Origin of the sequence: Micromonospora sp. NPDC005254, assembly GCF_042872525.1 — a bacterium.
Classification (GTDB): Bacteria; Actinomycetota; Actinomycetes; order Mycobacteriales; family Micromonosporaceae; genus Micromonospora.
Window position 1 is genome coordinate 297,571 of record NZ_JBIAKM010000001.1, and the last position, 24,210, is coordinate 321,780.

The following is a 24,210-nucleotide window of genomic DNA, read 5'->3' on the forward strand; positions in this document are numbered from 1 at the left end:
CTTGGGCGCGGGGCGCGGGGTCAGGTGGTGGCGAGGCGTTGCAGGGCGCCGCGGGCTACCTCGGGGCGGGTCGTGTACCAGAACGGGGGCAGCGAGCGGCGCAGGAACGGCCCGTAGCCCCGCGCCGTCTCCAGGCGCGAGTCGAGCACCGCGACGACTCCCTTGTCGCCGGTGGCCCGGATCAGTCGGCCCACTCCCTGCGCCAGCCGGACGGCCGCGATCGGCACGCTGACCGCGGCGAAGCCGGAGCCGCCGCCCGCGTCCACGGCAGCGGCGCGGGCCGCCGCGAGGGGTTCGTCGGGCCGTGGGAAGGGCAGCCGGTCGATGACCACGAGCTGGCAGGCGTCGCCCGGCACGTCCACCCCCTGCCAGAGCGACATCACCCCGAACAGGCAGCTGGACCGCTCCTCGCGGAAACGGCGGACCAGCAGCGGCAGCGCCTCCTCGCCCTGCAACAACACCGGCAGGTCGGTCCGCGCGCGCAGCAGCTCCGCCGCCTGCGTCGCGGCCCGCCGCGAGGAGAAGAGCCCGAGAGTACGACCACCGAGCGCCTCGACGAGCCCGAGCAGCTCCTCCCCGGCCGCGTCGGGCAGCCCGGAGACGCTGGGCCGGGGCAGGTGCGCGGCGACGTACAGGATGCCCTGCCGGGCGTAGTCGAACGGCGAGCCCACGTCCAGGGAGCGCCAACCCGGCCCCTCGGTCGCCGGCACGACGGACCCCGGGTTGGTGTCGCCCGTGAGCCGACGGCCGGGCGCCTCGGCGACCGGGCGGCCCGGGGCGGTGCGGGCGGCCTGCGCGGCAGCGGCCGGGGACGGTGGTGCGGGTGGCGGCGCGTCCAGCCCGAGGGCGCGGGCCACCGTGTCGAACCGGCCGCCGAGCGCCAGGGTGGCCGAGGTGGCCACGACGGTGCGTTCGTCGTACAGGTGGGTGGCGAGGGTGCCGGCCACCGACAGGGGTGCGACCACCAGGGCCCGCCGGCTGCCGCTGTCGTTCTTCTCCACCCAGGCCACGTCGTGGTCGGCCTCTTCGAGGAGCCGCTGGGCGGTGGTGGAGAGGTCGTCCAGCGCGGCCTTGGCCTGCTGCTTGCGGACCGGGTCGGGATCATCTGACTTGATCTCGCCGATCGCGTCCAGGGCGGCGCGGGTGGCCGCGTCGAGCAGCGTGCACGCCTCGCGCAGTGGCGTCGGCAGGCCGGCGGTGAGTCGACCGGCCGGGGCCTCGGCCAGCCCGACGGCGAGGGCGTCACCGGCGGCGGTGAGCGCGTCGGCGGTCTCCGGCCGCAGCAGCGTACGGGCCCGCCGGGTGGTCCGGTCGATCAGCTCCGGCACCAGCTCGGCCTGGGCGGCCGAGGAGACCCGGTCGGCCAGCTCGTGTGCCTCGTCGACGATGAGCAGCTTGTGCGGCGGGACGATGTGCCGGTCGGCCAGCATGTCGACCGCCAGGAGGCTGTGGTTGGTCACCACGATGTCGGCCTCGCGAGCGCGGGCCCGGGACGCCTCGGCGAAGCACTCCGCGCCGAACGGGCAGCGGGCCGCGCCGACGCACTCCCGCGACGGCATCGAGACCAGCCGCCAGGCCTGGTCGTCGACGCCCGGGTCCAGCTCGTCGCGGTCGCCGGTGTCGGTCTTCTCGGCCCAGTCGCGCAGCCGCTCGATCTGCTTGCCCAGCCGGCCCGCCTCGCCGAGCCACTTCGTGCCGCCCCCGGGGCGGGCGGCCGGGGCGTCGAAGAGGGTGTCCTCCGGCTCGTCCTCGGTGGAGTTGTCCAGCCGGGCCAGGCAGAGGTAGTGGTGCCGGCCCTTGAGCACCGCGAACGTGGGCCGGCGGCCGAGCAGCGGCTCGACGGCGTCGGCCAGCCGGGGCAGGTCGTGGTCGACGAGCTGGGACTGCAACGCCAGGGTGGCCGTGGAGACCACCACCGGGCCGTCCACGGTGAGAGCCGGCGCGAGGTACGCCAGCGACTTGCCGGTGCCGGTGCCCGCCTGCACGAGCAGGTGCTCGCCGCTGGTCACGCACTCCTCGATGGCGGTCGTCATCTGCTGCTGGCCGGGCCGCGCCGTGCCGCCGGGGACCGCGCCGACCGCGGCCGCGAGCAGCTCCGTGCCGCTGGGCCGGGCACCCCGCCGCCGGCTTCCACCGCGGGCCGACGGGGTGGCGGAACCGGTGGCGGTGCGGGGCGGAGTCACCGTGCGACGGTACCCGCCGCCGCCGACAGCGTCCGTGCCCATCCGCCCGCGTGGCGCGGACCACCCATCGACCTCGCTGGTCCACCCCGTCCGGTTACGGCCGTGCTACGACGCGTGGGCAGTATCGGTTAGGGTGCGAATCATGCCGAGCGACGTGGTCCGAGTGATCTACCGCAAGTACGACGGCAGCGCGCACCGTGACTACCCGGCCCGCCGCCTCGCGGAGGACGATCTCGGCGTCTGGCTCGGCGTCCCCTTCGGCACCGAGTCGGTCTACCACGGCCGGCCGTCGGTTGAGAAGATCCCCTTCGTCCTGCTGGTGCCGCATCACGCCTGGTGGACGGGCATGTTCAACCCGCCGCCACGGACCAGCGAGGTCTACTGCGACATCGCCACCCCGGCCCGCTGGGAGTCCGACGACACCGTTCACCTGATCGACCTCGACCTGGACGTGGTCCGGCGGCGGGCCACCGGCCTGGTGGAACTGCTCGACGAGGACGAGTTCGCCGAGCACCGGGCCCGTTTCGGCTACCCGCAGGACGTGGTGGTCGAGGCCGAGGCGGCGGCCCAGTGGCTGTACGGCGCCCTCGGCGACGGCACCGAGCCGTTCGCCACGTCGTACCGCAAATGGTTGGCGCTGGTGGTCTGAGCCGGCGCGGGCTCACCAGCGCGGCGGCCACCGGTCGTCGTCGCCCAGCGGCGGCAGGTCGGCCAGCTTCTCCGGGTTGAGCTGGTTGAAGATGCCGGTGATCCGGCCGCCGTCGACCGAGAACGCGGTGACCACCCGGATCGGCCGCCCGTCGCTGTGCGCCGTCTCCACCTGGAGGCCGAGGACGCCGTCGACAAGCACCGGGCGGGCCCGCATCCGTCGCGCGTACCGCCCGGTCCGGCCGAACAGGCCGAGCGTGAAGCGGCCCACCGTGTCCGCGCCGACCACCGGCCGGCGGGCCGTCGGGAAGTGCCCGCCCGAGTCGCCGATCAGGACCACGTCCGGCGCGAGCACCCGCAGCAGCGGATCCAGCTCGCCGGACTCGGTGGCGGCCACGAACGCCGCGAGGACGCGCCGCTGCTCGGCCGGGTCAGCGGCGTGCCGGGGCGCGTCCGGTGCGGCGACGGCCCTGCGGGCCCGGGAGGCGAGCTGCCGGGCGGCCACCTCGCTGGTGCCGAGGACGTCCGCCACCCGGGCGAACGGCACCGCGAACACGTCGTGCAGCACGAACGCGAGCCGCTGCTCGGGCGCGAGCCGTTCCAGCAGCACCCGCAGCGCCGTGCCGACCTGGTCGGTGCGGACCGCGCGTTCGGCGGGGTCGGGGGCGTACCCACCGCTGGCTTCGCCGCCGTGCAGCGGGCTCACGACCGGTTCCGGGAGCCACTGCCCGGGGTACGCCTCGCGGCGGACCCGCGCCGAGCGCAGCACGTCCAGGCAGATCCGGGCGCAGGTGGTGGTCAACCACGCGGAGAGATCGCGGATCTCGGCGCGGGCGGCCGGGTCGGCGAGCGCCCCGGCGTAACGCAGCCAGGTCTCCTGCACCGCGTCCTCGGCCTCGCTGCGGCTGCCCAGCATCCGGTGGGCCACCGCGAGCAGCCGACCCCGCTCGGCCTCGAACTCCGTCGCCAGGTCTCGCACGACCCACCACCCTCCCCCGAGCGCCACGTCCCCCTGGCGCACATCCTCCAACCAACCGGACGCGCCGGCGGCCCCGGACGTGACGGCGGGCCTCGGTGGGCCTGGTGGGCCCTGGCTGGGCCTCGGTGGGCCGGTGGGCCTCGGCGCGCGGATGGCCGGCGGTTGGGCGATGATCCGAGGATGAGCGAACCCCGGCAAGGGCAGAGCGAGCGGGTCGTGGCGCCGGACGGCGGGTCGGTGCGGGACCTGTTGCGGGTCACCGCGCCGGTGGATCTCGCCGCGATCGAGCCCCGGTCCACGCCCGGCCTGCCGCCGGCCGAGGTGGTCGGCGAACACCGCAAGACCTGGGCCCGTGCGCAGGTGGCGCTGGTCGGCGAGGAGCTGGGCCGGCAGCAGGAGATGCTCTTCGCGATGGCCAAGGCCGGCTCGGAGCACCCGGCGCGCCGGGTGCTGCTGGTGCTCCAGGCGATGGACTGCGGTGGCAAGGACGGCACGATCAAGCGGGTGGCCGGCGCGATGAACCCCCTCGGCCTGCACATCCGGTCGTTCGGTCCGCCGACCCCGCAGGAGCTGCGGCACGACTTTCTGTGGCGGATCCGCCGGGAGCTGCCTCCGCCCGGGTACGTGGGGATGTTCAACCGCTCACACTACGAGGACGTGTTGATCGCCCGGGTCGGGTCGTTGGTGCCGGAGGCGATCTGGCGGGCCCGCTACGACCAGATCAACTCCTTCGAGCGGGAGCTGGTCGACGACGGGGTGACCGTCGTGAAGGTGATGCTGCACATCTCGTACGCCGAGCAGGGCGAGCGACTGCTGGAACGGCTCACAGATCCGCACAAGCACTGGAAGTACAACCCGTCGGACGTCGACTCCCGGGCGCAGTGGGACGACTACCAGGCCGCGTACGCCGAGGCGCTGAGCCGGTGCGGCACGGACGCCGCGCCGTGGTTCGTGGTGCCGGCGGACCGCAAGTGGTACCGGGACTGGGCCGTGGCACACCTGCTGCGGGAGACGTTCGACACGCTCGATCTGGGGTATCCGCCTGCCGATTTCGACGTGGCGCGCGAGCGTGAGCGGTTGGCCGCTGGGGGAGCGGGGACGGTTGGGACGCCCGAGATGAACAGCAGGTGAACGAGCGGTGAATGTGGCCTGGCCAGGGGTGGGCCGACGAATTTGCAGTTCTGGCGTTTCCTAGCATTCACCGAGCGGACGCCGACGGACGCCGCCACCCTTCCACCGACGCGACGAGGTCTGTGCTGTGAAGTTTTCCTTCCGCCCCACCGAGGGCGCCTTCTACGAGCTCTTCACCAGGGCCGCGCAGAACCTGGTCCGGGGCACCGCGCTGTTGAACGAGCTGGCTCTGCCCGGTGTCGACGTGCAGTCGGTCAGCGAGCGGCTGACCGAGGTCGAGCACGACAGCGACCAGATCACGCACGATCTCTACAAGAAGATCAACTCGACCTTCATCACGCCGTTCGACCGGGAGGACATCTACCGGCTCGGCTCGCTGCTCGACGACGTGATGGACCACCTGGAAGCGGTCGGCGACCTGCTGTACCTGTACGGGCTGACCGAGCTGCCGGCGCTGCCCCGGGAGCTGCACGAAATGGTCAACGTGCTCGACCAGCAGGCCAAGCTGACCGCCGAGGCGATGCCCCGGCTGCAGTCGATGAAGGATCTCGAGGACTACTGGATCGAGTGCAACCGGCTGGAGAACGAGGGCGACCGGATCAACCGGCAACTGCTCGTCCGGCTCTTCTCGGGTGAGTACGACGCGTTGACGGTGCTGAAGATGAAGGAGGTCGCCGACGAGTTGGAAGCCGCCTGCGACGCCTTCGAGCACGTGGCCAACACGGTCGAGACCATCGCGGTCAAGGAGTCCTGAACCGGTGACTCCCGAACTCATCGCCGTCCTGGCGGTGATCGCGGTGGCCCTGGCGTTCGACTACACCAACGGCTTCCACGACGCCGCCAACGCGATCGCGACAAGCGTCTCCACCCGCGCGCTGACACCCCGGATCGCCCTCGGCCTCGCCGCGGTCGGCAACTTCATCGGCGCCCACTTCGGCGCCGGGGTCGCCAAGACCGTCGGCGACGGCCTGGTCACCCTCCCCACGGGGGTGAGCAGCCTCGGGGTGGTCTTCGCCGGAGTGCTCGGTGCCATCGCCTGGAACCTGATCACCTGGTACTTCGGCCTGCCGTCGTCGTCCTCGCACGCGCTCTTCGGCGGCCTGGTCGGCGCGACCCTGCTGTCCAGCGGCGGCATCGTGCAGTGGGGCAACATCGGCGAGAAGGTCATCCTGCCGATGGTGCTCTCGCCGATCGTCGGCCTCACCCTCGGTTACCTGCTGATGCTGGCGATCCTCTGGCTGTTCCGCAAGGGTCAGCCGGGCAGGCTCAACCGGGGTTTCCGCCACGCGCAGACCGTGTCCGCCGCCGCCATGTCGGTCGGCCACGGCATGCAGGACGCCGCCAAGACCATGGGCATCGTGGTGCTGGCGCTCTACACCGGCGGTTTCCAGGAGAGCAAGACGCACATCCCCGGCTGGGTCTTCTGGACCTCGGCCACCATGCTGGCCCTCGGCACGTACGCCGGTGGTTGGCGGATCATCCGCACCCTCGGCCGCAAGATCATTGACCTCGGGCCGCCGGAGGGCTTCGCCGCCGAGACGGTGGCCAGCGCGGTGCTCTACTTCAACGCCCTGGTGCTGAAGGCGCCGATCTCCACGACCCACACGATCACCTCGGCGATCATGGGTGTGGGCGCGACCAAGCGGCTCTCCGCGGTCCGCTGGAACGTCGCCGGCAACATCGTGATCGCCTGGATCATCACGTTCCCGGCGGCCGCGCTGATCGCCTGCGTCGCCTACCTGCTGGTCCGGCCGCTCTTCGGCTGACCGCACCCGGCACGCGAGAAGGCACCCCGACCGGGGTGCCTTCTCGCGTTCACTCGTACCGGACGCCGATCTGCTCGCGGATCGTGTCCAGCAGGGTCATCACCTCAAGCGTCGTGGTGTGCGGCACCAGCGGGCTCTCGGTCAGCCCGGCGGCCAGGCAGCGCTGCACCTCGATCGCCTCGTACTGGTAGCCGTTGCCGGCCTCCTCGGCGGAGATCGTCTCGGGCGCGAAGCCGTCCCGGTGCAGGGTCAGCGAAGCCGGCCGGAAGAACGGCTCCGGCAGGTCGATGCGGCCCGTGCTGCCGGTGATCGAGGCGGCCAACGAGCTCGCCCCGACCATGCCGCAGCTCAGCGTGGCCACCGCCCCGCTGTCGTACCCGAACAGGATGCCGGTGTTCTCGTCGGTCCCCTCCGGGCCCAGGTGCGCCCAGGAGCGGATGTGCTGCGGCACGCCGAGCAGCAGGTGCGCCAGGCTGATCGGGTAGATCCCCAGGTCGAGCAGCGCGCCCCCGCCCAGCGCCGGGTTGCGCATCCGGTGCTCCGGCGGGAACGGTCCGGCCACCCCGAAGTCGGCCCGGACATTGCTGACCGTGCCGATGGCACCCTCGGCGATCAGCTGGACCGCGCGAAGGATGAGCGGGTTCGTCCTCATCCACATGGCCTCCATCAGGAAGACCCCGGCGGCGCGGGCCGTGTCCACCAGCTCGGTGCTGGTGGCCAGGTCGAGGGTGAACGGCTTCTCCAGCAGCACCGCCCGGCCAGCGGTCAGGCAGGTCAGCGCCGCCTCGTGGTGCGCCGCGTGCGGGGTCGCCACGTAGATCACGTCGACCTCCGGATCGGCGGCCAGCTCCACCCAGGAGCCGTACGCGCGCTTCGCGTCGTACGTGTCGGCGAACCGCTGCGCGCTGTCGGCGGAGCGGGAGCCGACCGCGACCAGTTCGGCGTCCGGCACCAGCCGGAGGTCTTCGGCGAAACGGCTGGCGATGTGGCCGGTGGCCAGGATGCCCCAACGAGTCATGCCGGAACGCTAGCCGAACCGGGTGAACCGCCCCCTGCCCGGCCGCCGCCCAGCTCATCCCTCGAGACCTCGGTGCTCCTCACCGCGACGACATACCTCGCAGGCCGCCCACCTCGTTCGCTCCCTTTGCTCTGCTTCAACCCACGCAACAGTGAACGGCCATTTCTGTTGCGTGGGTTGAAGCAGAGCAAAGGAGGCGCGTGGGTAGTCGGCGGTCGAGCGGAGCCCACCGGCGCACGCCAGCCGGTGGCGGCGGGTCGGGGAACTAGGCTCGCGCCATGACGATCGACAGTGACGGCTTCGCCGCGCCCGCCGCCCTGGTCGAGCACGCCCGCCGGTTCCAGGCCGAGGGCGGCACCCCGGCGACGCCGCGCGTCGCGGCCACCGTGCTGCTGCTGCGCCCGACCGACACCGACTTCGAGGTGTACGTCATCCGCCGCGTCGCCGCGATGACCTTCGGCGGGATGTACGCCTTCCCCGGCGGCGGGGTGGACCGCTCCGACTCGGCGGCGCACCTCGACTGGGCCGGCCCGGCGCCGGCCGAGTGGGCAGGGCGGCTCGGGGTGGCCCCGGACGCCGCCCAGGCGGTGGTCTGCGCCGCCGCCCGGGAGGTCTTCGAGGAGGCCGGCGTGCTGCTCGCCGGGCCCGATCCGGCGACGGTGGTGGGTGACGTCAGCGGCGACGACTGGGAGGCGGCCCGGCAGGACCTGGAGGGGCGCCGGCTGGGCTTCGCGGCGCTGCTCGCCGACCGTCACCTCACGCTGCGGTCGGATCTGCTGCTGCCGTGGAGCCGCTGGATCACCCCGGAGTTCGAACCGCGCCGCTTCGACACGTACTTCTTCGTCGCCCTGTTGCCGGCGGGGCAGCGGACCCGCGACGTCTCCGGCGAGGCCGACCACACCCTCTGGATCCGCCCGGCGGACGCGCTGGCCCGCGCCGAGGCGGGCGAGCTGACCATGCTGCCGCCGACCCTGGTCACGCTGGCCCAGGTGGCGGCGGCCGGCGACCTGGCCGGGGTGGCGCGGGCGGCGGCCGACCGGGACGCCGCCACGCCGATCACTCCGCGCCTGGACCTCCCGGCCGACGGCGAGCCCCGCTTCGTGCTCGGCTGACCCCAGCCGGCGGCCCGCCGTATCCCTGCGGGTACGGCGGACCGGCGGCCCGTCAGTAGTGCCCGACGTAGCGGTAGTTGGCGTTGAGGCTGCCCGGGGCGGCGTGCGCCGGTGCCAGCGCGTCGAACGGCGCCACCGTGAGGAAGCGGACGAACTGCTGGTCCGGCTCCGCATTGGGCGCGTAGGTGAGGACGTCGATGTCGCCCGGCGCGACGTCGCGCTCGACCCAGTCCATCAGCGGCTGGAGGAACTCCGGGATGCCGACCTCCGACGGGTGCTCGGTCGGCTCCGGCCCGAACAGGCAGTGGTAGCCGGCGGGAACCATGTACAGCCGCGTGAACGCCTCGCTGCCGCCGCGACGCTGCACGGCCGCGTAGTAGTCGACCGTCGAGAACGGGGGGACGGACGGGTCCGCCCAGCCGTGGTAGAGGATCAGCTTGCCGCCCTGGTCGCGGAACTCGGACAGGTCCGCGTCGGTGGCGTTGTAGATGGCGTCGCCCAGCACGTTCAGCCGGTCGAACGTCGCCCGGGTGAACCGCACGTCGTTCAGCTGGAAGTCGGCCGGCGGGCTCTGCGGGTACGCGAGGTACTTCAGGTAGTTGAGCGCGATCCTCCCGGTGTTGCCATCCGCCGGGGAGCCGGAGCGCACCACGAACTCGTCGATCCAGCCCAGTTCCGATCCGTACGGCATGCCTCCGGGGTAGAGGCCGTTCGGGCCCCGGTAGAACGCCACAACGGCCGCCACCTGGGCGGGCGTGAGGCAGTCGGGTCGGTCCGTGCCACGCGGGCAGCGCAGCGACGACGGCTGGAACCCGCACCGCCGCGGGTCCTCGATGACCGAGCCGCACTTCTGCACTACCGCCTCGTGCAGCGCGGGAATCTTCTCTGGGCCGAGGATCTGCCGGCCCGACGCGTCGGTGTTGCGCAGCACCACCCAGGCGTTGAGCAGCGCCAGCGGCGCCAGGTTGTGCACCGGTGCGCCGGCCAGGATGCCGTCGAAGTCGGACGGGAACCGCTGCGCCAGCATCAGCCCCTGCCGGCCGCCGGTCGAGCAGCCGTCGAAGTACCGGTACGTCGGCCCGTGCCCGTAGTACGCGACCATCACCGCGTCCGCCACCCGCCGCAGCCGGTGCTCGGACAGCAGCCCGAACTCCAGTCGCGTCCGAGGGTCGGCGCCCCAGGTCGCGGGCTCGCTGGTCTGCGGGTCGCCGGTGTGCCCCGTGTCGTCGGAGGCCAGCACCAGCCTGCCGTCCCGCGCGGCCGCGCACTGGAACCCGAAGAGCGGCAGGGTCAGGTCGGGCACCGTGCCGCACAGCCCGCTACAGCCCTGCTGGACGTACTGCCCCGTCCATCCGGAGACGGGGAGCTTGACGGTGAACCGTGTCTGCGGCCGGATCACCCCCTGCACCATGCAGAATTCCTGGCCCTCGGCGTTGGTGTCGCGTTCCGCCGACGTCACCGACACCTGCGGGATCCGCGCCCCGGCCAACCCCGCGCATCGGTCGGTGGGCGGGTCGGTGGCGGATCCCGGCGTGACGATCAGGGGTACGGCGGTCAGCAGTGCCAGAACAGTTCGGATCATGCTTCCCTCCTCTTTGGAGGGAGATTAGGCAGTTCGGCGGGCCTTTCGGATCGGTCCCGGGACGGGACTCACGGTCATCCCCGGGGCGGAGCGGTGCCCGGCCGGACCAGGCCGCACTCGTAGGCGAGCACAGCCGCCTGCACCCGGTCGCGCAGACCGAGCTTGAGCAGAATCGCCGACAGATGGGTCTTCACGGTGGCCCGGCTGAGGACCAGGCGCTCCGCGATCTCGTCGTTGGAGAGCGCCCGCGCGACCAGCGTGAGCACCTCGATCTCACGCGCGCTGAGCGCGTCGAGCGCCGGCGGGGGAGTGCCGCCGGGTAGTTCGCTGGCGAACCGGTCGAGCAGCCGCCGGGTGACGGTCGGCGCGAGCAGCGCCTCACCGCGCGCCACCACCCGTACCGCCGTGGCCAGCTCGTCGGGGCGGATGTCCTTGAGCAGGAAGCCGCTGGCACCGGCCCGCAGCGCCGCGAACACCGGCTCGTCCAGGTCGAACGTGGTCAGCATGATGATCCTCGCCGCCTGGCCGGCGGCGACCAGCCGGCGGGTCGCCTCGATGCCGTCCAGCCGGGGCATCCGTACGTCCATCAGGATCACGTCCGGTCGCAGGCGCCCGGCCAGCGCCACGGCCTCCAGGCCGTCGCCCGCCTCGCCGACCACCTCGAGGTCCTCGCGGCTCTCGATGATCATCGCGAACCCGGCTCGCACGAGGGCCTGGTCGTCGGCGATCAACACCCGGATGGCCGCCGTCATGCCGAGGGGAGCGGCAGGTCCGCCCGTACCCGAAAGCCGCCACCCGGCACCGGCCCGGCGTCCAGCGTCCCGCCCAGCAGCCGGGCCCGTTCCTGCATCCCCACGATCCCCCGGTGCGCGGAACGGTCGACCCGGCCGCTCGGACGGGCCGGGCCGTCGTCGCGGATCTCCAGCCGTACCGACCGGGGCGAGCACCGCACCGTCACCCGGGCCAGGGTGGCCTGGCTGTGCCGCAGCGTGTTGGTCAGCGACTCCTGCACGATCCGGTACGAGGAGAGGTCCACCGCCGCCGGCAACGGTGGCAGGGCCGGTTCCCGGTCCAGCTCGACGGTCAGCCCGGTGGCCCCCAGCGACGCGGCCAACGTGTCCAGTTGCGCCAGACCGGGCTGCGGGGTGGCCGAGCCGGGCTCGGTGTCGGCGCTCATCGTCTGCAACAGCACCCGCAACTCGGACAGGGTGGAACGGGCCGCCAGATCGATCGAGGCGAGCGCCGCGCGGGCCAGGTCGGGTCGACGGTCGAAGACGTCCTGCGCGGCGCCGGCCTGCACGACGATCACCGACACCGTGTGGACCAGCACGTCGTGCAGCTCGCGGGCGATCCGTTCGCGTTCCTGGGTGACGATGCGGCGCTCGGAGTCCTGCCGGCGCAGCGCGCGGGTCCGACCAAGCTCACCGAGGGTCCAGCCGAGCGCCGGGCCGGCGATCGCGAGCAGCACGTTGCGCCAGTCGCCGTACGCCAGCTTCCAGGGCGTCCCGGCCACCAGCAGGCCGAGCACCCACAGCGACCGCGACGGCGGCCTCCGCCGCGCGTACCCGGCGAGCACCGCGGCGACCTGACCGAGCCAGCCGATGGCCGGACTGAGCGACTCGATGCCGATCCCGGCGAGGACGGCCACCGCCATCGCGGCCTCCGGGTGGCGGCGCAGCACCGCGATGGTGCCGGCCTGCACCGCCGCCAGTGCGATGGCGGCGGCGTATCCGAGCACGTGGTGTGGCCCGTTCGGCGTGACCAGGATCAGCGCCGCGAGCACGACGAACAGGCCGACGGCGACCCGCTGGTCGGGCCGGCATCCGCGCAGGAGCCTGCCGGGTGAACGCACCCGGTGATCGTAGGCAGCTCACGGATCGACGGTCATCGGCCGCGGGAACGACGAAGCGGTCCGTCCGGAGACGGACCGCCTGCGTCGCGGAGGGAAGGGGGAAGCTCAGCCGAAGCGGCCGGTGATGTAGTCCTCGGTCTTCTTGACGCTCGGGTTGCTGAAGATCTTCTGGGTGTTGTCGTACTCGATGAGACGGCCCGGGTCGCCGGTCTTCTCGATGGAGAAGAAGGCGGTCCGGTCCGACACACGGGCGGCCTGCTGCATGTTGTGCGTCACGATGATGATCGTGAACTTGTCCTTGAGCTGGAACATCAGGTCCTCGATGGCCAGCGTGGAGATCGGGTCCAGGGCCGAGCAGGGCTCGTCCATCAACACGACCTGCGGCTCGACCGCGATGGTCCGGGCGATGCAGAGCCGCTGCTGCTGACCGCCGGAGAGGCCCGCGCCGGGCTTGCCCAGCCGGTCCTTGACCTCGTCCCACAGGTTCGCCGAGCGCAGCGCCTTCTCGGCCGCCTCGTCCAGGATCGACTTGCGCCGGACGCCGTTGAGCTTCAGCCCGGCCACCACGTTCTCGAAGATGCTCATGGTGGGGAACGGGTTCGGCCGCTGGAAGACCATGCCGATGGTGCGCCGGACCGCGGTGACGTCCACGTCCCGGTCGTAGATGTCCTGGTCGTCGATGGTCAGGCTGCCCTCGACCCGGGCCCCCGGCAGCACCTCGTGCATCCGGTTGATCGACCGCAGGAAGGTCGACTTGCCGCAGCCGGACGGCCCGATGAGAGCGGTGACCGTCTTCGGCTCGACCGTCAGGTTGATGTTCTCGATCGCCTTGAACCCGCCGTAGTAGGCGGTGACGTTCGAGGCGGAGACGCGCTTGGCCATGGTGGTACCTCCGGGGTTCATCGGCTGAGCCTGTTGCGACGGGCCAGCAGTTTCGCCGCGATCGTCAGGATGAGCACGAGGGCGACCAGGGTGAGTGCCGCGGTCCACGCCCGTGCCGGCGCGTACTTCGACGCGTCACCGGCCTGCTGGTAGACGAAGAGGGACAGCGACGACTGGTTGTTCTCGAAGGGGTTGGTGTTGATCGCGGCGCCGCCGCCGGCGACCAGGAGCACCGGAGCGGTCTCGCCGGCCGCGCGGGCGATGGCGAGCATGACGCCGGTGACGATGCCGGGCAGCGCCGTCGGCACCACCACCCGCAGGATGGTCTTCCACTTGGGAATGCCGAGCGCGTACGCGCCCTCGCGCAGTGGCGGCGGGACGAGGCGGAGCATCTCCTCGGTGGACCGGACGATGGTGGGCAGCATGAGCACGCTCAGCGCGAGCGCGGCGGCGAAGCCGGAGAAGCTCGGCCGGCCGTCGTTGAACCACGGCGACACGACCAGCACCCAGAACGCCAGCACGAAGAGGCCGGAGACGATCGACGGGATGCCGGTCATCACGTCCACGAAGAATCGGATCGCGAAGGCGAACCTGCCCCGCCCGTACTCGACGATGTAGATCGCGCAGAGAACGCCGAGCGGGACGGTGATCAGGGTGGCGATCCCGACCTGCTCCAGCGTGCCGACGATCGCGTGGTACGCGCCGCCGTTCGGGTCCCGGGCCCCGATGTTGTTCATCGAGGTCTGGAAGAAGGTGCCGTCCAGCCGCTCGGTGCCCTTGCTCAGCAGCGTCCAGACGACCGAGACGAGCGGCAGCACCGCCAGCACGAACGCGGAGTGGATCAGCGCGCTCCAGGTGCGGTTACGGGCCGACCGGCGGCCCTCGACCGCGTTGGCCGCGACGAAGAGCCCGACCAGGTAGAGGATCGCGCCGAGGACGACGACGAGGACCGGGCCGCCGATGCCGGTGCCGTAGACCAGCGCGGCGGAGAGCGCCAGGGCCGCCACGGCGAGGGCCGGTGCGGCGTACCGGGGCAGCCGCCGGGCCCGCAGCGAGGCCGGTTGGGCCGGCGGGCGGGTGCGGTGGGAGGTGACGGTTGTGGTCATGCGGCCGACTCCGTGAACTCCCGGCGGCGGTAGATGATCGCCCGCGCCGTGATGTTGACGATCAGCGTGATGGTGAACAGCACCAGGCCGGACGCGATGAGCGCGCCACGGCCGGTCTCGTTCGCCTCGCCGAACGCGTTGGCGATGTTGGCGGCGATGGTGTTGCCGCCGTTCTGGATCAGGTTGAACGAGATGCCGAAGGTGATGCCGAGGGTCAGCGCCAGGGCGATGGTCTCGCCGAGCGCCCGACCCAGACCGAGCATCACCGCGGCGATGATGCCGGGGCGACCGTAGGGGAGCACCGCGGTGCGGAGCATCTCCCAGCGGGTGGCGCCCAGCGCGAGGGCGGCCTCCTCGTTCGCGGTCGGCGTCTGGAGGAACACCTCGCGGGAGAGCGAGGTGATGATCGGCAGCACCATGATCGCGAGGACCAGGGCACCCAGCATGATCGAGGCGCCGAACGGGCCGTCACCGCCGAAGAGCGGGATCCAGCCGAAGTGCTCGTTCAGCCAGACCGAGAAGTCCCGGACCGGGTTGCTGAAGACGTCCCGCCCCCACAGGCCGAAGACCACGCTCGGCACGGCGGCCAGCAGGTCGACCAGGAAGCCGAGTGCGGTGCCCAGCCGGCGCGGCGCGTAGTGCGAGAGGTAGAGCGCGATGCCCAACGCCACCGGCACCGCGATCAGCAGCGCCAGCGCCGAGCTGAGCACCGTACCGAAGGCGAGCGTGCCGATGCCGAACTTGGGCTGCGGCTCGTTGGGGGACCAGCCCTCGTAGGTCCAGAAGTTCTCGGTGTTGGCGCGCAGGGCCGGCACCGCCTTGGCGATCAGGAAGATCGCGATGGCGGCGATGATGACCAGAACGGCGGTGCCGGCGGCCAGTGTGAGACCGCGGAAGGCCCGCTCGGCGCCGAACTTGCGGCTGCGCGGCAACGCGCCGCCACCGCCGCCCAGCCCGGTGCCGCCCGGGGAACGGGTGCTGACTGGTGCCTCGGCCACACGCGCCGAGGCACCGGCGGGCCACTCGTGACTCTGGGTCACGCGCGTCCCGCCGGTGCCGGCGTCGGCCGAGCGGTGAGGGGTTTCACCCATCTGCTCGCTCGATTCGGTTGCGGAGGTGGTGGGGTCGGGTCAGGAGAGGTTCTTGACCGCGGTCTCGACCTTGGCGCGGACCGTCTCCGGCAGCGGGGCGTAGCCGAGGTCGGTCAGCGAGTTCTGGCCCTCGGCGCTGGCGGCGTAGCCCAGCAGACCCTTGACCAGCTTGAGCTTGTCGGCCGCGAGGCCCTTGCTGCAGACGATCTCGTACGTCGCCAGGACGATCGGGTAGGCCCCGGCCTCCTTGGTGTTGTAGTCGATCGACAGCTTGAGGTCGTCGCCCTGGCCATCGATCTTGGCGCCGGCGATGGTCTTGCCAGCGGCCTCGGCGGTCAGCGCGGCGAACTCGCCGTTGCCGTTGCCGATCTTGGCCATCTTCAGGCCGGCGTTCTCGGCGAACGACCACTCCATGTAGCCGATGGAGCCGTCGGCGCCCTTGACCCGGCTGGCCACGCCGTCCGAGCCCTTGGCGCCGGTGCCGCCCGGGGCCTTCCAGGCCTTGGCGTTGCCCAGCGTCCAGTCCGCCTCGGAGGTCTTCGAGAGGAACTTGGTGAAGTTGTCGGTGGTGCCCGACTCGTCCGAGCGGTGGACGGTCTGAATGGCGGTCGCCGGGAGCTTGGCGTCCGGGTTGTCGGCCTTGATCGCCGCGTCGTCCCACTTGGTGACCTTGCCGGCGAAGATCTTCGCCAGGGTGGCCGGCTTGAGCTGGAGGTTGTCCACGCCGCTGACGTTGTAGGCGACGGCCACCGGGCCGATCACCATCGGCAGGTGGATGGCCTTGCCGCCGGCGCACTTGGCGTCGGCCTGCGGCTGCTCCTCCGGCTTGAGCGCGGAGTCGGAGCCGGCGAAGTCGGCGGTGCCGGCGATGAACGCCTGGATGCCGGCGCCCGAGCCGGAAGCCTCGTAGTTGATCGTGGTGCCAGCGCACTTCTGCTGGTACGCCTTGATCCACTCGGCCATGGCGTTCTTCTGTGCCGACGAGCCCTGGGCGTTGACCGTGCCGGTACCGCAGTCGACCGCGGCGGCGGAGCCCGAGGCGCTGGCGCCGGAAGTGGGCTCGTTGTTGTCCGAGCCGCATGCACTGAGGCCGAGCGTCGCGGCAAGAGCGAGGCAGGCAATAGTGCCGTACCGCTGGAGCTTCACCTGAGGGGTTTCCCTTCGCGTCTGACTTGGTGCCCCGATGCCGGGGCCCGAGGACCGGCACTGACCGGCTGACACGAAAGTTAGAAGTGCCAGGTAGCCGGTTCGCCGGTCACAAGTGAACGCAAGGTGAACACGTACGGCCCCCGAGGTGACCGCTTGCTGAGGGTGAGTTGTCCGTTAAGTGAACTCGGGTACACCTGTCGGAATTATGGGTATATTTCCGGTTCGGCGTTATCCCGCCGATGCTCGGCCGTTACCCGCCGGTGACTCGGTCGGGGCGGCGTCCGACGGTCAGCCCAGGTGGTAGTTGATGTGTGCGGACCAGCGGGCGAAGCCCAACCGCTCGTAGAGCGCGACCGCCCCGGTGTTCGAGTCGTCCACGAAGAGCATCACCCGGTCGAGCCCGCGCTTGTCCCGCAGGTACGCGAGCCCCGCGGTGGTCAGCGCCCGACCGAGCCCACCACCGTGCGCGGTCGGCTCCACGCCGAGCACGTACACCTCGCCGATGCGGGCCGACCCGGGCCGCTCGTGCACCTTCGTCCAGTGGAAGCCGAGCAGCCGGCCGGTCGAGGTCTCCTCGGCGAGCAGGAAGCCGGCCGGGTCGAACCACGGCTCGGCGAGGCGGACCCGCAGGTCGTCCGAGGTCCACCGCCCCTGCTCGGGATGCTCGGCGAAGGCCCGCGCGTTCAGGGCCAGCCAGGCCGCGTCGTCGGCCCCCGGCCGGAACGCACGCAGCGCCACCCCGTCGGGCAGGCGCGGCTCGCCCAGCGGGGCGGCCAACGGCCGGCGTAGTTGCCAGAGCACGCGCGCCCGGGTGAACCCGAGGTCCACGGCGAGCGCCGCCGCCGACGGGTGGTCGCCGTGCGCCCACGCCCGCAGCGGCCCGGTGGCCGAGGCGAGCACGCCCCGGGCCAGCGCCCGGCCGGTGCCCCGCCGCCGGTACGCGGGGTGCACCACCAGCTCCACCCCGATCCCGCCCACCGGGTCGGTGGTGTCCAGGTGGGCGTACCCGGTGAGGGTGCCGTCGTCGGCGCGGGCCAGCAGGTGCACGGCCGGCGCCTCCGGATCGCGCAGGCGGAGCAGGACGTGCTCGTCGAGCGGGTCCGCGCCGTCGGTGTCGCCCGCCGTACGCGCCAGGGCCAGCACGCCGGCGATCTCCGTCGGGGCCAGTCGGTCGGTCCGGGTCACCTGGTCGCTGGTCGGCTCCGCGCTGCTCATTGGGTCACCGTAGCCGCTGCGTCTCGGGCGTCCCGGACTGTCGCCCGAGGAGGGGGTCGTAGCTCACGTCGGGTCGGTGGGCAGTGCCTCCAGCTCGTATCGCGCGCTGAGTTGGGGCAGGATCCGGCGCAGCGCGTCGACCGTGCCCTGCCGGTCGCCGCCGGCATCGTGCATGAGGACCACCGCACCGGGTTCCGCCTGCGCGAGCACGGTCGCGGCGATCTTGCTGGCACCGGGCGCCTGCCAGTCCGACGGGTCCACCGACCAGTGCAGCGGAGTCATGCCGAGCTGCTGCGACACCGACACCACGGGGTACGTCCAGGCGCCGCCGGGTTGGCGGTACCAGACGATCGGGGCGTCCGGGACCGCCGACCGGATCGCCTCGTTGGTGCGTACCAGGTCGGCGCGGATCTGGTCGGCGGATTTGTTGCCGAGGGAGACGTCGTGGTGCCAGGAGTGGTTGCACAGGGTGTGGCCGCCGGCGACGATCGCCTGGATGAGGTCGGGATGATCCTGGGCGTTCTCGCCCACCACGCAGAACGTGGCCTTGACGTCGTACTCGCGCAGGATCGCGAGGACCTGCGGGGTGTAGCGCGGGTCCGGCCCGTCGTCGAAGGTCAGCGCGAGTCGGGCGTTGCCGGTCTCGGTGTGGGCGCCGAACAGCTTGTCGCCGCTGGCGCTCTGCCCCGAGCCGTCCTGGCCGGCCTCGGACGGGCCGGCGCTCTGGCCCGCGGTCGGGATACCGGCCGGGGTGCCGGTCGAGGGCTCTTCGGGAGTCTGGTCGGCGTAGTGCGGCCCGTCGCCCTCGGTGGTGACGCCGGTGGCGTGCCGCTGGGTCTGGTCGGGGACGAGACTGCGGCCCAGCACGTACGCCGAGCCGAGCAGGGCAGCCACCACCGCCGTCACGATCACTGCCGCGCGCGCGGTCGAGCTGACCCGCGTCACGGCTTCCGCCCGGCTGGCCGGACGCGCCGGCCCCTCGCCCCCGTGCTACCTGCCCGCACCGTCGCCCCCTTTTCCGACAAACCCGGCAGTCAGAATAGGACTGGCGAGCCGCGCAAAAGGGGCATATGGGAAATCGCCCCGGGGTGGGGGTCAGACGGGCAGCGGCGCGTGCTCCGCCTCGGGCAGCGAGCGCGACGGCGGTACGACGAACTTGTAACCCACCTGGCGGACCGTGCCGATCATCGACTCGTACTCCGAGCCGAGCTTGGCGCGCAGCCGCCGGACGTGCACGTCCACCGTCCGGGTGCCGCCGAAGTAGTCGTAGCCCCAGACCTCGCGCAACAGTTGATCGCGGGTGAACACCCGGCCCGGGTGCTGGGCCAGGAACTTCAGCAGCTCGAACTCCTTGTAGGTGAGGTCGAGCGGGCGACCCTTCAGCTTGGCGGCGTACGTGTCGGGGTCGATGGTCAGCTCGCCGGCCCGGATCGAGCCGCCGGCGCCGGCGGTCGCGTTGCTCAGGCGGCCGACCGCGAGCCGCAGTCGAGCCTCGACCTCGGCGGGACCGGCCGACGCGAGGATGACGTCGTCGACGCCCCAGTCCGCGTTCAGCGCGATCAGACCGGCCTCGGTCACCACCGCGACCAGCGGCACCCCGAGCCCGGTGGCGTGCAGCATCCGGCAGGTCGCTCGGGCCTCGCTCAGCTCCGACCGGGCGTCCACCAGCACCGCGTCGGGGCTGGGCCCGGCAACCAGGGTGCGGACGTCGCGCGGCGCGGTGCGAACCGAGTGTGGCAGCAGGTCGAGCGCCGGCAGCACAGCCGACGGTTCCCCTGCGCGCGCGGTCACCAGCAGCAGGATCTCCACGATCACCTCCGTCCCGGCGGCGCAACGCCGCACGCGACCAGACACACTCGTGGCAGAGTGCGCTGAGAAATAGCGTGGTCCCGGCGTCGCTGACGGGCGGGTAACGCGTTGAGCGTAACCGATCGCCTCGGCCGCGCCTCCGAGTCATTTCCCGTTTGTCTAGCTTGCCCCTGATCGCGGCGCAGGTTTTAACGTTGCGGAAACCCGTGACCGTCGCGCCGGGCAGCCGATCTGGCACGATCGGGGCGTGTTTCCCTCCACCTCGCCCGACGCCGGCCGCGAATCGTGGTCCGACGGTCCCCGCCCGGGTCCGGCCGCTCCGACCCGTGGCCATCCGCCCGCGCCGCGCACCGGACCGGCCGTCGCCGACGGCGAACGCCGTGAACGGGGTGGGCCGCGCCGGGCCCGCCGTGCCGGGGAGCCGGCCCGTCGTGCCGAGGACGAGGTCGACGAGCCGGAGGAGGAGCCCGTCGCTCCGGTGGAGGTGCACCGGCCGCTGGCCCTGACCATCGCCGGCTTCGCCGCGCTGCTCGGGGTGGGTCTGGTGCTCGGCGCGCAGACGTCCGGGCCGGGTCACCGCCTGCCGTTCGCCTTCATCGTCTTCGGCGTCCAACTGCTGTTCGTGCTCGCCTGGACGATGGCCATGCGCCCACCCGCGCTGCTGCTGGTCGGCGGGATCAGCGCGGCGGTCGCCGCTGCCGCTGACGTCGCCGCCGTCCAGAGCGACGTCGCCGGTCTGGCGCCGCTGGGCTACCTGGCCGTCGGCGGCTTCCTCGCCGCCGTGCTCGGCCAGCTGGTCCGCCGCGTCGACCGGGTCCGGGTCACCGACTCACTCGGCGCCACACTGCTCATCGTGGTCGGGGTCGTGGCCTTCGGGACCCTGATCGTGCTCAGCCGCATCCCGGCCGGCACCCAGGCGATCACGGTCTGCCTGACCGCGAGCGGGGTCGCGCTGACCGTCGCCCGCCTCACCGACGCGGTGCTGCCGTGGCCCCGGCTGGCCCCGCAGGTGCCCCGGGGCGCGGCCGGCGTCGTCGCCGGCGCGATGGTGGGCACGCTGGGCAGCGCTCTCCTCGGCAGCTACCTGGTGGCACCCTTCACGCCGACCCGGGCCGCGGTGATCGGCCTGGTCGCGGCCGTCACCGCCGTCCTCTCCGATCTCGCCGTGGGGTACGCGGAGGCGGGTCGCCTGATGGCGGGCGAACCGCCCACCATGTGGGTCGCCCGGCACATGCAGGGTCCGCTCGGCGGATTCGCCCTGGCCGCACCGGCGGCGTACGCCATGTGCATGCTGTTCCTCTGAGCCTACGGTTGAGGCCGGTGTCGGTCGGGTACCTACGGGTGCGCCGCGCTGCGGCACCGGTTCGGACGTCCCGCCGCATCGCGGCGGGCGGAGACAGGAGGCGGCGTGGCCCAGGAGTATCCGGCTGACGAGGCCCGGCCCCGACGGCGCGGTCGCAAGCTGCTCATCGGCCTGGTCGTCCTGCTCCTGGTGGTGGCGGGTCTGCTGGTGGTCGCCGACCGGGTGGCGGTCGGCGTGGCCGAGCGGCTCATCGCCGAGCGGGTCAGCCAGGAGGTCAGCAAGCAGGGGGCGCAGTCGGCCAAGCCCGACGTCGAGGTCGCCGGGACGCCGTTCCTCACCCAGGTGCTGGACGGGCGGTACGAGCGGATCTCCATCACTCTGCGGGACGTGCAGGCGTCGGTCGAGGGTGACGCCGTACGGCTGCCGGTGCTGGACGTGGACGCCCGCAACGTGCGTGCCTCGCTCGACACGCTGCGGACCGGGCAGGGCGACGTCGTCGCCGACACGGTCAACGGCACCGGCACGATCAGCTACGAGAGCCTCGCCGCGCTGCTGAACCGACCCGGGCTCACCCTCGGCGAGCAGGGCGGCAAGCTCGCCGTCACCGCCCCGGTCGACATCCTCGGCCAGAAGTTCACCGTCGCCGGCACCGCCGACGTCACCGTCGCCGAGAACGGCGCCGTCGCCCTGCGCTTCAGCAAACTGGACGCTGCCGGCCTGCCGAACCTGCCGCTGGCCCGCACGATCCTGAACAAGTACGCCGAGGGCATCTCCGTCGACGTGCCGCTGCCCGACCTGCCGTTCCAGCTCGCGGTCCGGGAGGTCCGGCCGTTGCCCGAAGGGCTGGCGGTCACCGCCGACGCGAAGAACGTACCGATCAACTCCGCCGGCTGAGCGGCGCGTCAGTCGTCCGGGCCGCTGGGACACCCCATCGGCCCCGCAGCCCTGACGATCCCGGATGGTGGTCGGTCCAGTGGCAGCCCGGTCACTGCCTGGTAGGCTCCGTGCTCATGGGGACCCACCTCACCAAACGGCGCGCGGTCGACCTGTGCCGCGTGGCCACCTGCCTGTGTCGCCCTGTCATCTGACGGCGGGGCTGTTTTTGGCCGCCTGACGGCGGCCACCGGCACGCAGGGTCCTCGACCCTTTCCGGTGATCCCACCGAACGCCCGGCAGCGGCGCCGTCGCACAAACCCGTGATCCCGTCCTTCCGCTGGGTCCCGCGCGCGGTGCGACAGTTCAACCCATCGATATTCGCGCGTTGGCTCACCATCCATCCTCACCAGGGAGTGATTCGATGAGTCGCGACACCGCACTCGTCTCGGTCGAATGGGCCGAGAAGAACCTTGACGCCCCGGGCGTCGTCTTCGTCGAGGTCGACGAGGACACCTCGGCCTACGAGACCAGCCACATCGCCGGCGCCATCAAGATCGACTGGCGGACCGACCTCCAGGACCCGGTCCGCCGGGACTTCGTCAACAAGACCCAGTTCGAGGCGCTGCTGTCCGAGCGGGGCATCAGCAACGACGACACCGTGATCCTGTACGGCGGCAACAACAACTGGTTCGCGGCGTACGCCTACTGGTACTTCAAGCTTTACGGCCACCGCGACGTGAAGCTGCTCGACGGCGGTCGCAAGAAGTGGGAGCTGGACGCCCGTCCGCTGGTCACCGAGACGGCGGCCCGCCCGGCGACCCAGTACGTCGCGCAGGAGCCGGACACCTCCATCCGGGCCTTCCGCGACGAGGTCGTCGCCGCGATCGGCACCAAGAACCTGGTCGACGTGCGTAGCCCCGACGAGTTCGCCGGCCGGCTGCTCGCCCCCGCGCACCTGCCCCAGGAGCAGGCGCAGCGGGCCGGTCACATCCCGACCGCGATCAGCGTCCCGTGGTCCAAGGCGGCCAACGAGGACGGCACCTTCCGGTCCGACGACGAGCTGCGCAGGATCTATGGCGACGCGGGGCTCGACGACGGCAAGGAGACCATCGCGTACTGCCGGATCGGTGAGCGTTCCTCGCACACCTGGTTCGTGCTTCAGGAGCTGCTCGGCCACCGCAACGTGAAGAACTACGACGGTTCCTGGACCGAGTACGGCTCGCTCGTCGGCGTGCCGGTCGCGCTCGGCGATGAGCCCGGGGAGGCCTGATCCGCCATGACTGCTCCCACCGCTGCGGGTTGCGCCGCACCCGACCAGGCCGCGCCGCTGCCGACCAGCCTGGACCTGGAGAAGGAAACCGTCATCACGGGCATCGTCCGCTCGGCGGCGGACGAGGCCGTGCCGGGCGCGTACGTCCGGCTGCTCGACTCGACCGGTGAGTTCACCGCCGAGGTGGTCACCTCGGCGGCCGGCCAGTTCCGGTTCTTCGCCGCGCCCGGTTCCTGGACGCTGCGGGCGCTGTCCCGGCACGGCAACGGCGACGCCGCCGTCACCGCCGGCCGGGGCGTCAACGAGGTCACCGTCACCGTCGCCTGACCCACTGCTCTGATCGACCGGGGCCGGTCACCCTCCGGGGTGGCCGGCCCCGATCGTCGTCAGCGCGGGTGGCCGGCGGCCATCAGGTCGTTGATGGTCGGAGCACTTTTCCTCCCCACGTTGGGTCCCGATGGGTTCGGGACGAGCGCGCACCGCCGGGACGGCCGCGCAGCGGGGCGGGTGGAGTGGGTGGGTGGCACCCCCACGTCCGCTGACAGTCATGCTCTGGCTGGTTCGGACGGTGCTCAGTGAATAACGCCGGTCAGTGCCTGGTCAGTGACGTGGCGTCATCCCGACCGTGGACGGGGTCCCGAAATACATCGGCATACGTCACTATCATCGGGTGGTGGTCGCGGGTGGTGCGGGCGGAGTCGGCGGGCCCGGCGCAGAGGCCCCGATCGTCGTCTGCGTCAGTGCGGACGCCTCGGTGCGCGAGCGGGTGCTGCGGCAGCTCGACGGGATCGGGCCGGTCGTGACCTGCGCCGACCTTGCCCAGCTGCGGGCGATGCTGTTCCCACCGCCGGGCGGCTCGACACCGGCCACCCCGCCGGCCCCGCCGCAGGGGCGGGTCAGCTGGGGTGAGCTGGTCGTCGACCGGGCCGGGCACCTGGTCACCTGGCGCGGCGATCCACTCCCGCTCACCCGTACCGAACGGGAGCTGCTCGCCCGGCTCGTCGGTCCGCCGCTGGTGGTGTGGAGCCACGAGCAGCTCTTCGCCGCGGTCTGGGCCGGCGCGTACCTCGGCGACACGGCGATCCTGCACTCCGCGATCAAGCGGCTCCGGCGCAAGCTGCACGGGCTGCCGGGCGGGCCGCGGGTGCACACCGTGCGCGGGGTCGGCTACCGGCTCGATCCGCCGCCCCGGCCGGCCTGACCCTCGGCCGTCACCCCGGCTGCCGACCGCTGCCTCC

24 protein-coding genes are annotated in these 24,210 nt (G+C 72.2%); 11 read left to right on the top strand and 13 right to left on the bottom strand.

Going from position 1 to position 24,210, the window contains the following annotated elements; genetic code table 11:
* Positions 1-20 precede the first annotated feature (20 nt).
* A complete protein-coding gene (locus ACFYPR_RS01420) occupies positions 21-2,225 on the bottom strand; it encodes an ATP-dependent DNA helicase (RefSeq protein ID WP_387178096.1) in 2,205 nt (734 codons plus the stop codon).
* 100 nt (positions 2,226-2,325) lie between these two features.
* On the opposite strand from ACFYPR_RS01420, the gene ACFYPR_RS01425 reads away from it, so the two are divergent.
* On the top strand, positions 2,326-2,832 hold the full coding sequence (locus ACFYPR_RS01425) for a DUF402 domain-containing protein (RefSeq protein ID WP_354861637.1): 507 nt from the start codon (positions 2,326-2,328) through the stop codon (positions 2,830-2,832).
* Between the two features lie 12 nt (positions 2,833-2,844).
* Here ACFYPR_RS01425 and sigJ read toward each other — a convergent pair whose 3' ends face one another.
* Positions 2,845-3,810: an RNA polymerase sigma factor SigJ gene (gene sigJ, locus ACFYPR_RS01430; RefSeq protein WP_354861639.1), complete on the bottom strand. Its 966-nt coding sequence runs from the start codon at positions 3,808-3,810 to the stop codon at positions 2,845-2,847.
* 180 nt (positions 3,811-3,990) lie between these two features.
* On the opposite strand from sigJ, the gene ACFYPR_RS01435 reads away from it, so the two are divergent.
* The 3 genes from ACFYPR_RS01435 to ACFYPR_RS01445 all read left to right on the top strand — a co-directional run bounded on the left by ACFYPR_RS01435 (position 3,991) and on the right by ACFYPR_RS01445 (position 6,707).
* Positions 3,991-4,941, top strand: coding sequence for a PPK2 family polyphosphate kinase (locus tag ACFYPR_RS01435; protein WP_387258264.1), 951 nt, complete (start codon positions 3,991-3,993; stop codon positions 4,939-4,941).
* A 127-nt stretch (positions 4,942-5,068) separates the two neighbouring features.
* Positions 5,069-5,695, top strand: a complete 627-nt coding sequence (locus tag ACFYPR_RS01440; protein ID WP_007465788.1) for a DUF47 domain-containing protein — start codon at positions 5,069-5,071, stop codon at positions 5,693-5,695.
* 4 nt (positions 5,696-5,699) lie between these two features.
* Positions 5,700-6,707 carry an inorganic phosphate transporter gene (locus tag ACFYPR_RS01445; protein ID WP_354861642.1) on the top strand — a complete coding sequence of 336 codons (1,008 nt, stop codon included), beginning with the start codon at positions 5,700-5,702 and terminating at the stop codon, positions 6,705-6,707.
* A gap of 49 nt (positions 6,708-6,756) precedes the next feature.
* Here the strand turns inward: ACFYPR_RS01445 and ACFYPR_RS01450 are convergent, their stop codons facing one another.
* Complete coding sequence (locus tag ACFYPR_RS01450) at positions 6,757-7,725, bottom strand: Gfo/Idh/MocA family oxidoreductase (RefSeq protein ID WP_354861643.1); 969 nt, start codon at positions 7,723-7,725, stop codon at positions 6,757-6,759.
* A gap of 278 nt (positions 7,726-8,003) precedes the next feature.
* On the opposite strand from ACFYPR_RS01450, the gene ACFYPR_RS01455 reads away from it, so the two are divergent.
* A complete protein-coding gene (locus ACFYPR_RS01455) occupies positions 8,004-8,837 on the top strand; it encodes an NUDIX hydrolase (RefSeq protein WP_355064460.1) in 834 nt (277 codons plus the stop codon).
* 52 nt (positions 8,838-8,889) lie between these two features.
* On the opposite strand, the gene ACFYPR_RS01460 is transcribed toward ACFYPR_RS01455, so the two are convergent.
* The 10 genes from ACFYPR_RS01460 to ACFYPR_RS01505 all read right to left on the bottom strand — a co-directional run bounded on the left by ACFYPR_RS01460 (position 8,890) and on the right by ACFYPR_RS01505 (position 19,529).
* Positions 8,890-10,419 (bottom strand): tannase/feruloyl esterase family alpha/beta hydrolase, encoded by a 1,530-nt coding sequence (locus ACFYPR_RS01460; protein WP_387258266.1) that lies wholly within the window; start codon positions 10,417-10,419, stop codon positions 8,890-8,892.
* A gap of 74 nt (positions 10,420-10,493) precedes the next feature.
* A complete protein-coding gene (locus ACFYPR_RS01465; protein WP_354861648.1) occupies positions 10,494-11,171 on the bottom strand; it encodes a response regulator transcription factor in 678 nt (225 codons plus the stop codon).
* Positions 11,168-12,271, bottom strand: a complete 1,104-nt coding sequence (locus ACFYPR_RS01470) for a sensor histidine kinase (RefSeq protein WP_387258268.1) — start codon at positions 12,269-12,271, stop codon at positions 11,168-11,170. The genes ACFYPR_RS01465 and ACFYPR_RS01470 overlap by 4 nt, the downstream gene beginning before the upstream one ends.
* Positions 12,272-12,376: 105 nt before the next feature.
* Positions 12,377-13,153 carry a phosphate ABC transporter ATP-binding protein PstB gene (pstB, locus tag ACFYPR_RS01475; protein WP_354861658.1) on the bottom strand — a complete coding sequence of 259 codons (777 nt, stop codon included), beginning with the start codon at positions 13,151-13,153 and terminating at the stop codon, positions 12,377-12,379.
* Positions 13,154-13,170: 17 nt separating this feature from the next.
* Positions 13,171-14,259, bottom strand: coding sequence for a phosphate ABC transporter permease PstA (gene pstA / locus ACFYPR_RS01480; protein WP_387258270.1), 1,089 nt, complete (start codon positions 14,257-14,259; stop codon positions 13,171-13,173).
* The gene (pstC, locus tag ACFYPR_RS01485) at positions 14,256-15,350 is read right to left on the bottom strand and encodes a phosphate ABC transporter permease subunit PstC (protein WP_354861653.1); all 1,095 of its coding nucleotides are present in this window, start codon (positions 15,348-15,350) and stop codon (positions 14,256-14,258) included. Before pstC ends, pstA begins: the two co-directional genes overlap by 4 nt.
* A gap of 39 nt (positions 15,351-15,389) precedes the next feature.
* The gene (gene pstS / locus ACFYPR_RS01490) at positions 15,390-16,496 is read right to left on the bottom strand and encodes a phosphate ABC transporter substrate-binding protein PstS (RefSeq protein WP_387258272.1); all 1,107 of its coding nucleotides are present in this window, start codon (positions 16,494-16,496) and stop codon (positions 15,390-15,392) included.
* Between the two features lie 291 nt (positions 16,497-16,787).
* Entirely contained in the window at positions 16,788-17,714 is a 927-nt protein-coding gene (gene mshD / locus ACFYPR_RS01495) for a mycothiol synthase (RefSeq protein ID WP_355064467.1), read from the bottom strand.
* 63 nt (positions 17,715-17,777) lie between these two features.
* Positions 17,778-18,659 carry a polysaccharide deacetylase family protein gene (locus tag ACFYPR_RS01500; protein WP_387258273.1) on the bottom strand — a complete coding sequence of 294 codons (882 nt, stop codon included), beginning with the start codon at positions 18,657-18,659 and terminating at the stop codon, positions 17,778-17,780.
* 150 nt (positions 18,660-18,809) lie between these two features.
* Positions 18,810-19,529 (bottom strand): response regulator transcription factor, encoded by a 720-nt coding sequence (locus ACFYPR_RS01505; protein ID WP_179781168.1) that lies wholly within the window; start codon positions 19,527-19,529, stop codon positions 18,810-18,812.
* Between the two features lie 241 nt (positions 19,530-19,770).
* Between ACFYPR_RS01505 and ACFYPR_RS01510 the strand changes: the two genes are divergently transcribed.
* The 6 genes from ACFYPR_RS01510 to ACFYPR_RS01535 all read left to right on the top strand — a co-directional run bounded on the left by ACFYPR_RS01510 (position 19,771) and on the right by ACFYPR_RS01535 (position 24,173).
* Entirely contained in the window at positions 19,771-20,826 is a 1,056-nt protein-coding gene (locus ACFYPR_RS01510; RefSeq protein ID WP_354859849.1) for a hypothetical protein, read from the top strand.
* A gap of 105 nt (positions 20,827-20,931) precedes the next feature.
* Positions 20,932-21,720, top strand: a complete 789-nt coding sequence (locus tag ACFYPR_RS01515; RefSeq protein ID WP_354859846.1) for a DUF2993 domain-containing protein — start codon at positions 20,932-20,934, stop codon at positions 21,718-21,720.
* A gap of 116 nt (positions 21,721-21,836) precedes the next feature.
* Entirely contained in the window at positions 21,837-21,914 is a 78-nt protein-coding gene (locus tag ACFYPR_RS01520; RefSeq protein ID WP_310503780.1) for an Ms5788A family Cys-rich leader peptide, read from the top strand.
* Positions 21,915-22,123: 209 nt separating this feature from the next.
* Entirely contained in the window at positions 22,124-22,972 is an 849-nt protein-coding gene (locus tag ACFYPR_RS01525) for a sulfurtransferase (RefSeq protein WP_354859843.1), read from the top strand.
* Positions 22,973-22,978: 6 nt separating this feature from the next.
* Positions 22,979-23,299: a DUF1416 domain-containing protein gene (locus ACFYPR_RS01530; RefSeq protein WP_354859840.1), complete on the top strand. Its 321-nt coding sequence runs from the start codon at positions 22,979-22,981 to the stop codon at positions 23,297-23,299.
* Positions 23,300-23,696: 397 nt separating this feature from the next.
* On the top strand, positions 23,697-24,173 hold the full coding sequence (locus ACFYPR_RS01535) for a winged helix-turn-helix domain-containing protein (RefSeq protein ID WP_354859862.1): 477 nt from the start codon (positions 23,697-23,699) through the stop codon (positions 24,171-24,173).
* The last annotated feature ends 37 nt before the right edge of the window (positions 24,174-24,210 follow it).

Excerpts from the sequence above, each read along its gene's own strand:
- ACFYPR_RS01420 (WP_387178096.1), bottom strand. The coding sequence starts at position 2,225 with ATGGGCACGGACGCTGTCGGCGGCGGCGGGTACCGTCGCACGGTGACT.
- ACFYPR_RS01530 (WP_354859840.1), top strand. The coding sequence starts at position 22,979 with ATGACTGCTCCCACCGCTGCGGGTTGCGCCGCACCCGACCAGGCCGCG.
- mshD (WP_355064467.1), bottom strand. The coding sequence starts at position 17,714 with ATGAGCAGCGCGGAGCCGACCAGCGACCAGGTGACCCGGACCGACCGA.
- ACFYPR_RS01455 (WP_355064460.1), top strand. The coding sequence starts at position 8,004 with ATGACGATCGACAGTGACGGCTTCGCCGCGCCCGCCGCCCTGGTCGAG.
- ACFYPR_RS01525 (WP_354859843.1), top strand. The coding sequence starts at position 22,124 with ATGAGTCGCGACACCGCACTCGTCTCGGTCGAATGGGCCGAGAAGAAC.
- ACFYPR_RS01465 (WP_354861648.1), bottom strand. The coding sequence starts at position 11,171 with ATGACGGCGGCCATCCGGGTGTTGATCGCCGACGACCAGGCCCTCGTG.
- ACFYPR_RS01425 (WP_354861637.1), top strand. The coding sequence starts at position 2,326 with ATGCCGAGCGACGTGGTCCGAGTGATCTACCGCAAGTACGACGGCAGC.
- pstB (WP_354861658.1), bottom strand. The coding sequence starts at position 13,153 with ATGGCCAAGCGCGTCTCCGCCTCGAACGTCACCGCCTACTACGGCGGG.
- pstA (WP_387258270.1), bottom strand. The coding sequence starts at position 14,259 with ATGACCACAACCGTCACCTCCCACCGCACCCGCCCGCCGGCCCAACCG.
- ACFYPR_RS01450 (WP_354861643.1), bottom strand. The coding sequence starts at position 7,725 with ATGACTCGTTGGGGCATCCTGGCCACCGGCCACATCGCCAGCCGTTTC.
- pstC (WP_354861653.1), bottom strand. The coding sequence starts at position 15,350 with ATGGGTGAAACCCCTCACCGCTCGGCCGACGCCGGCACCGGCGGGACG.
- ACFYPR_RS01460 (WP_387258266.1), bottom strand. The coding sequence starts at position 10,419 with ATGATCCGAACTGTTCTGGCACTGCTGACCGCCGTACCCCTGATCGTC.
- ACFYPR_RS01435 (WP_387258264.1), top strand. The coding sequence starts at position 3,991 with ATGAGCGAACCCCGGCAAGGGCAGAGCGAGCGGGTCGTGGCGCCGGAC.
- ACFYPR_RS01520 (WP_310503780.1), top strand. The coding sequence starts at position 21,837 with ATGGGGACCCACCTCACCAAACGGCGCGCGGTCGACCTGTGCCGCGTG.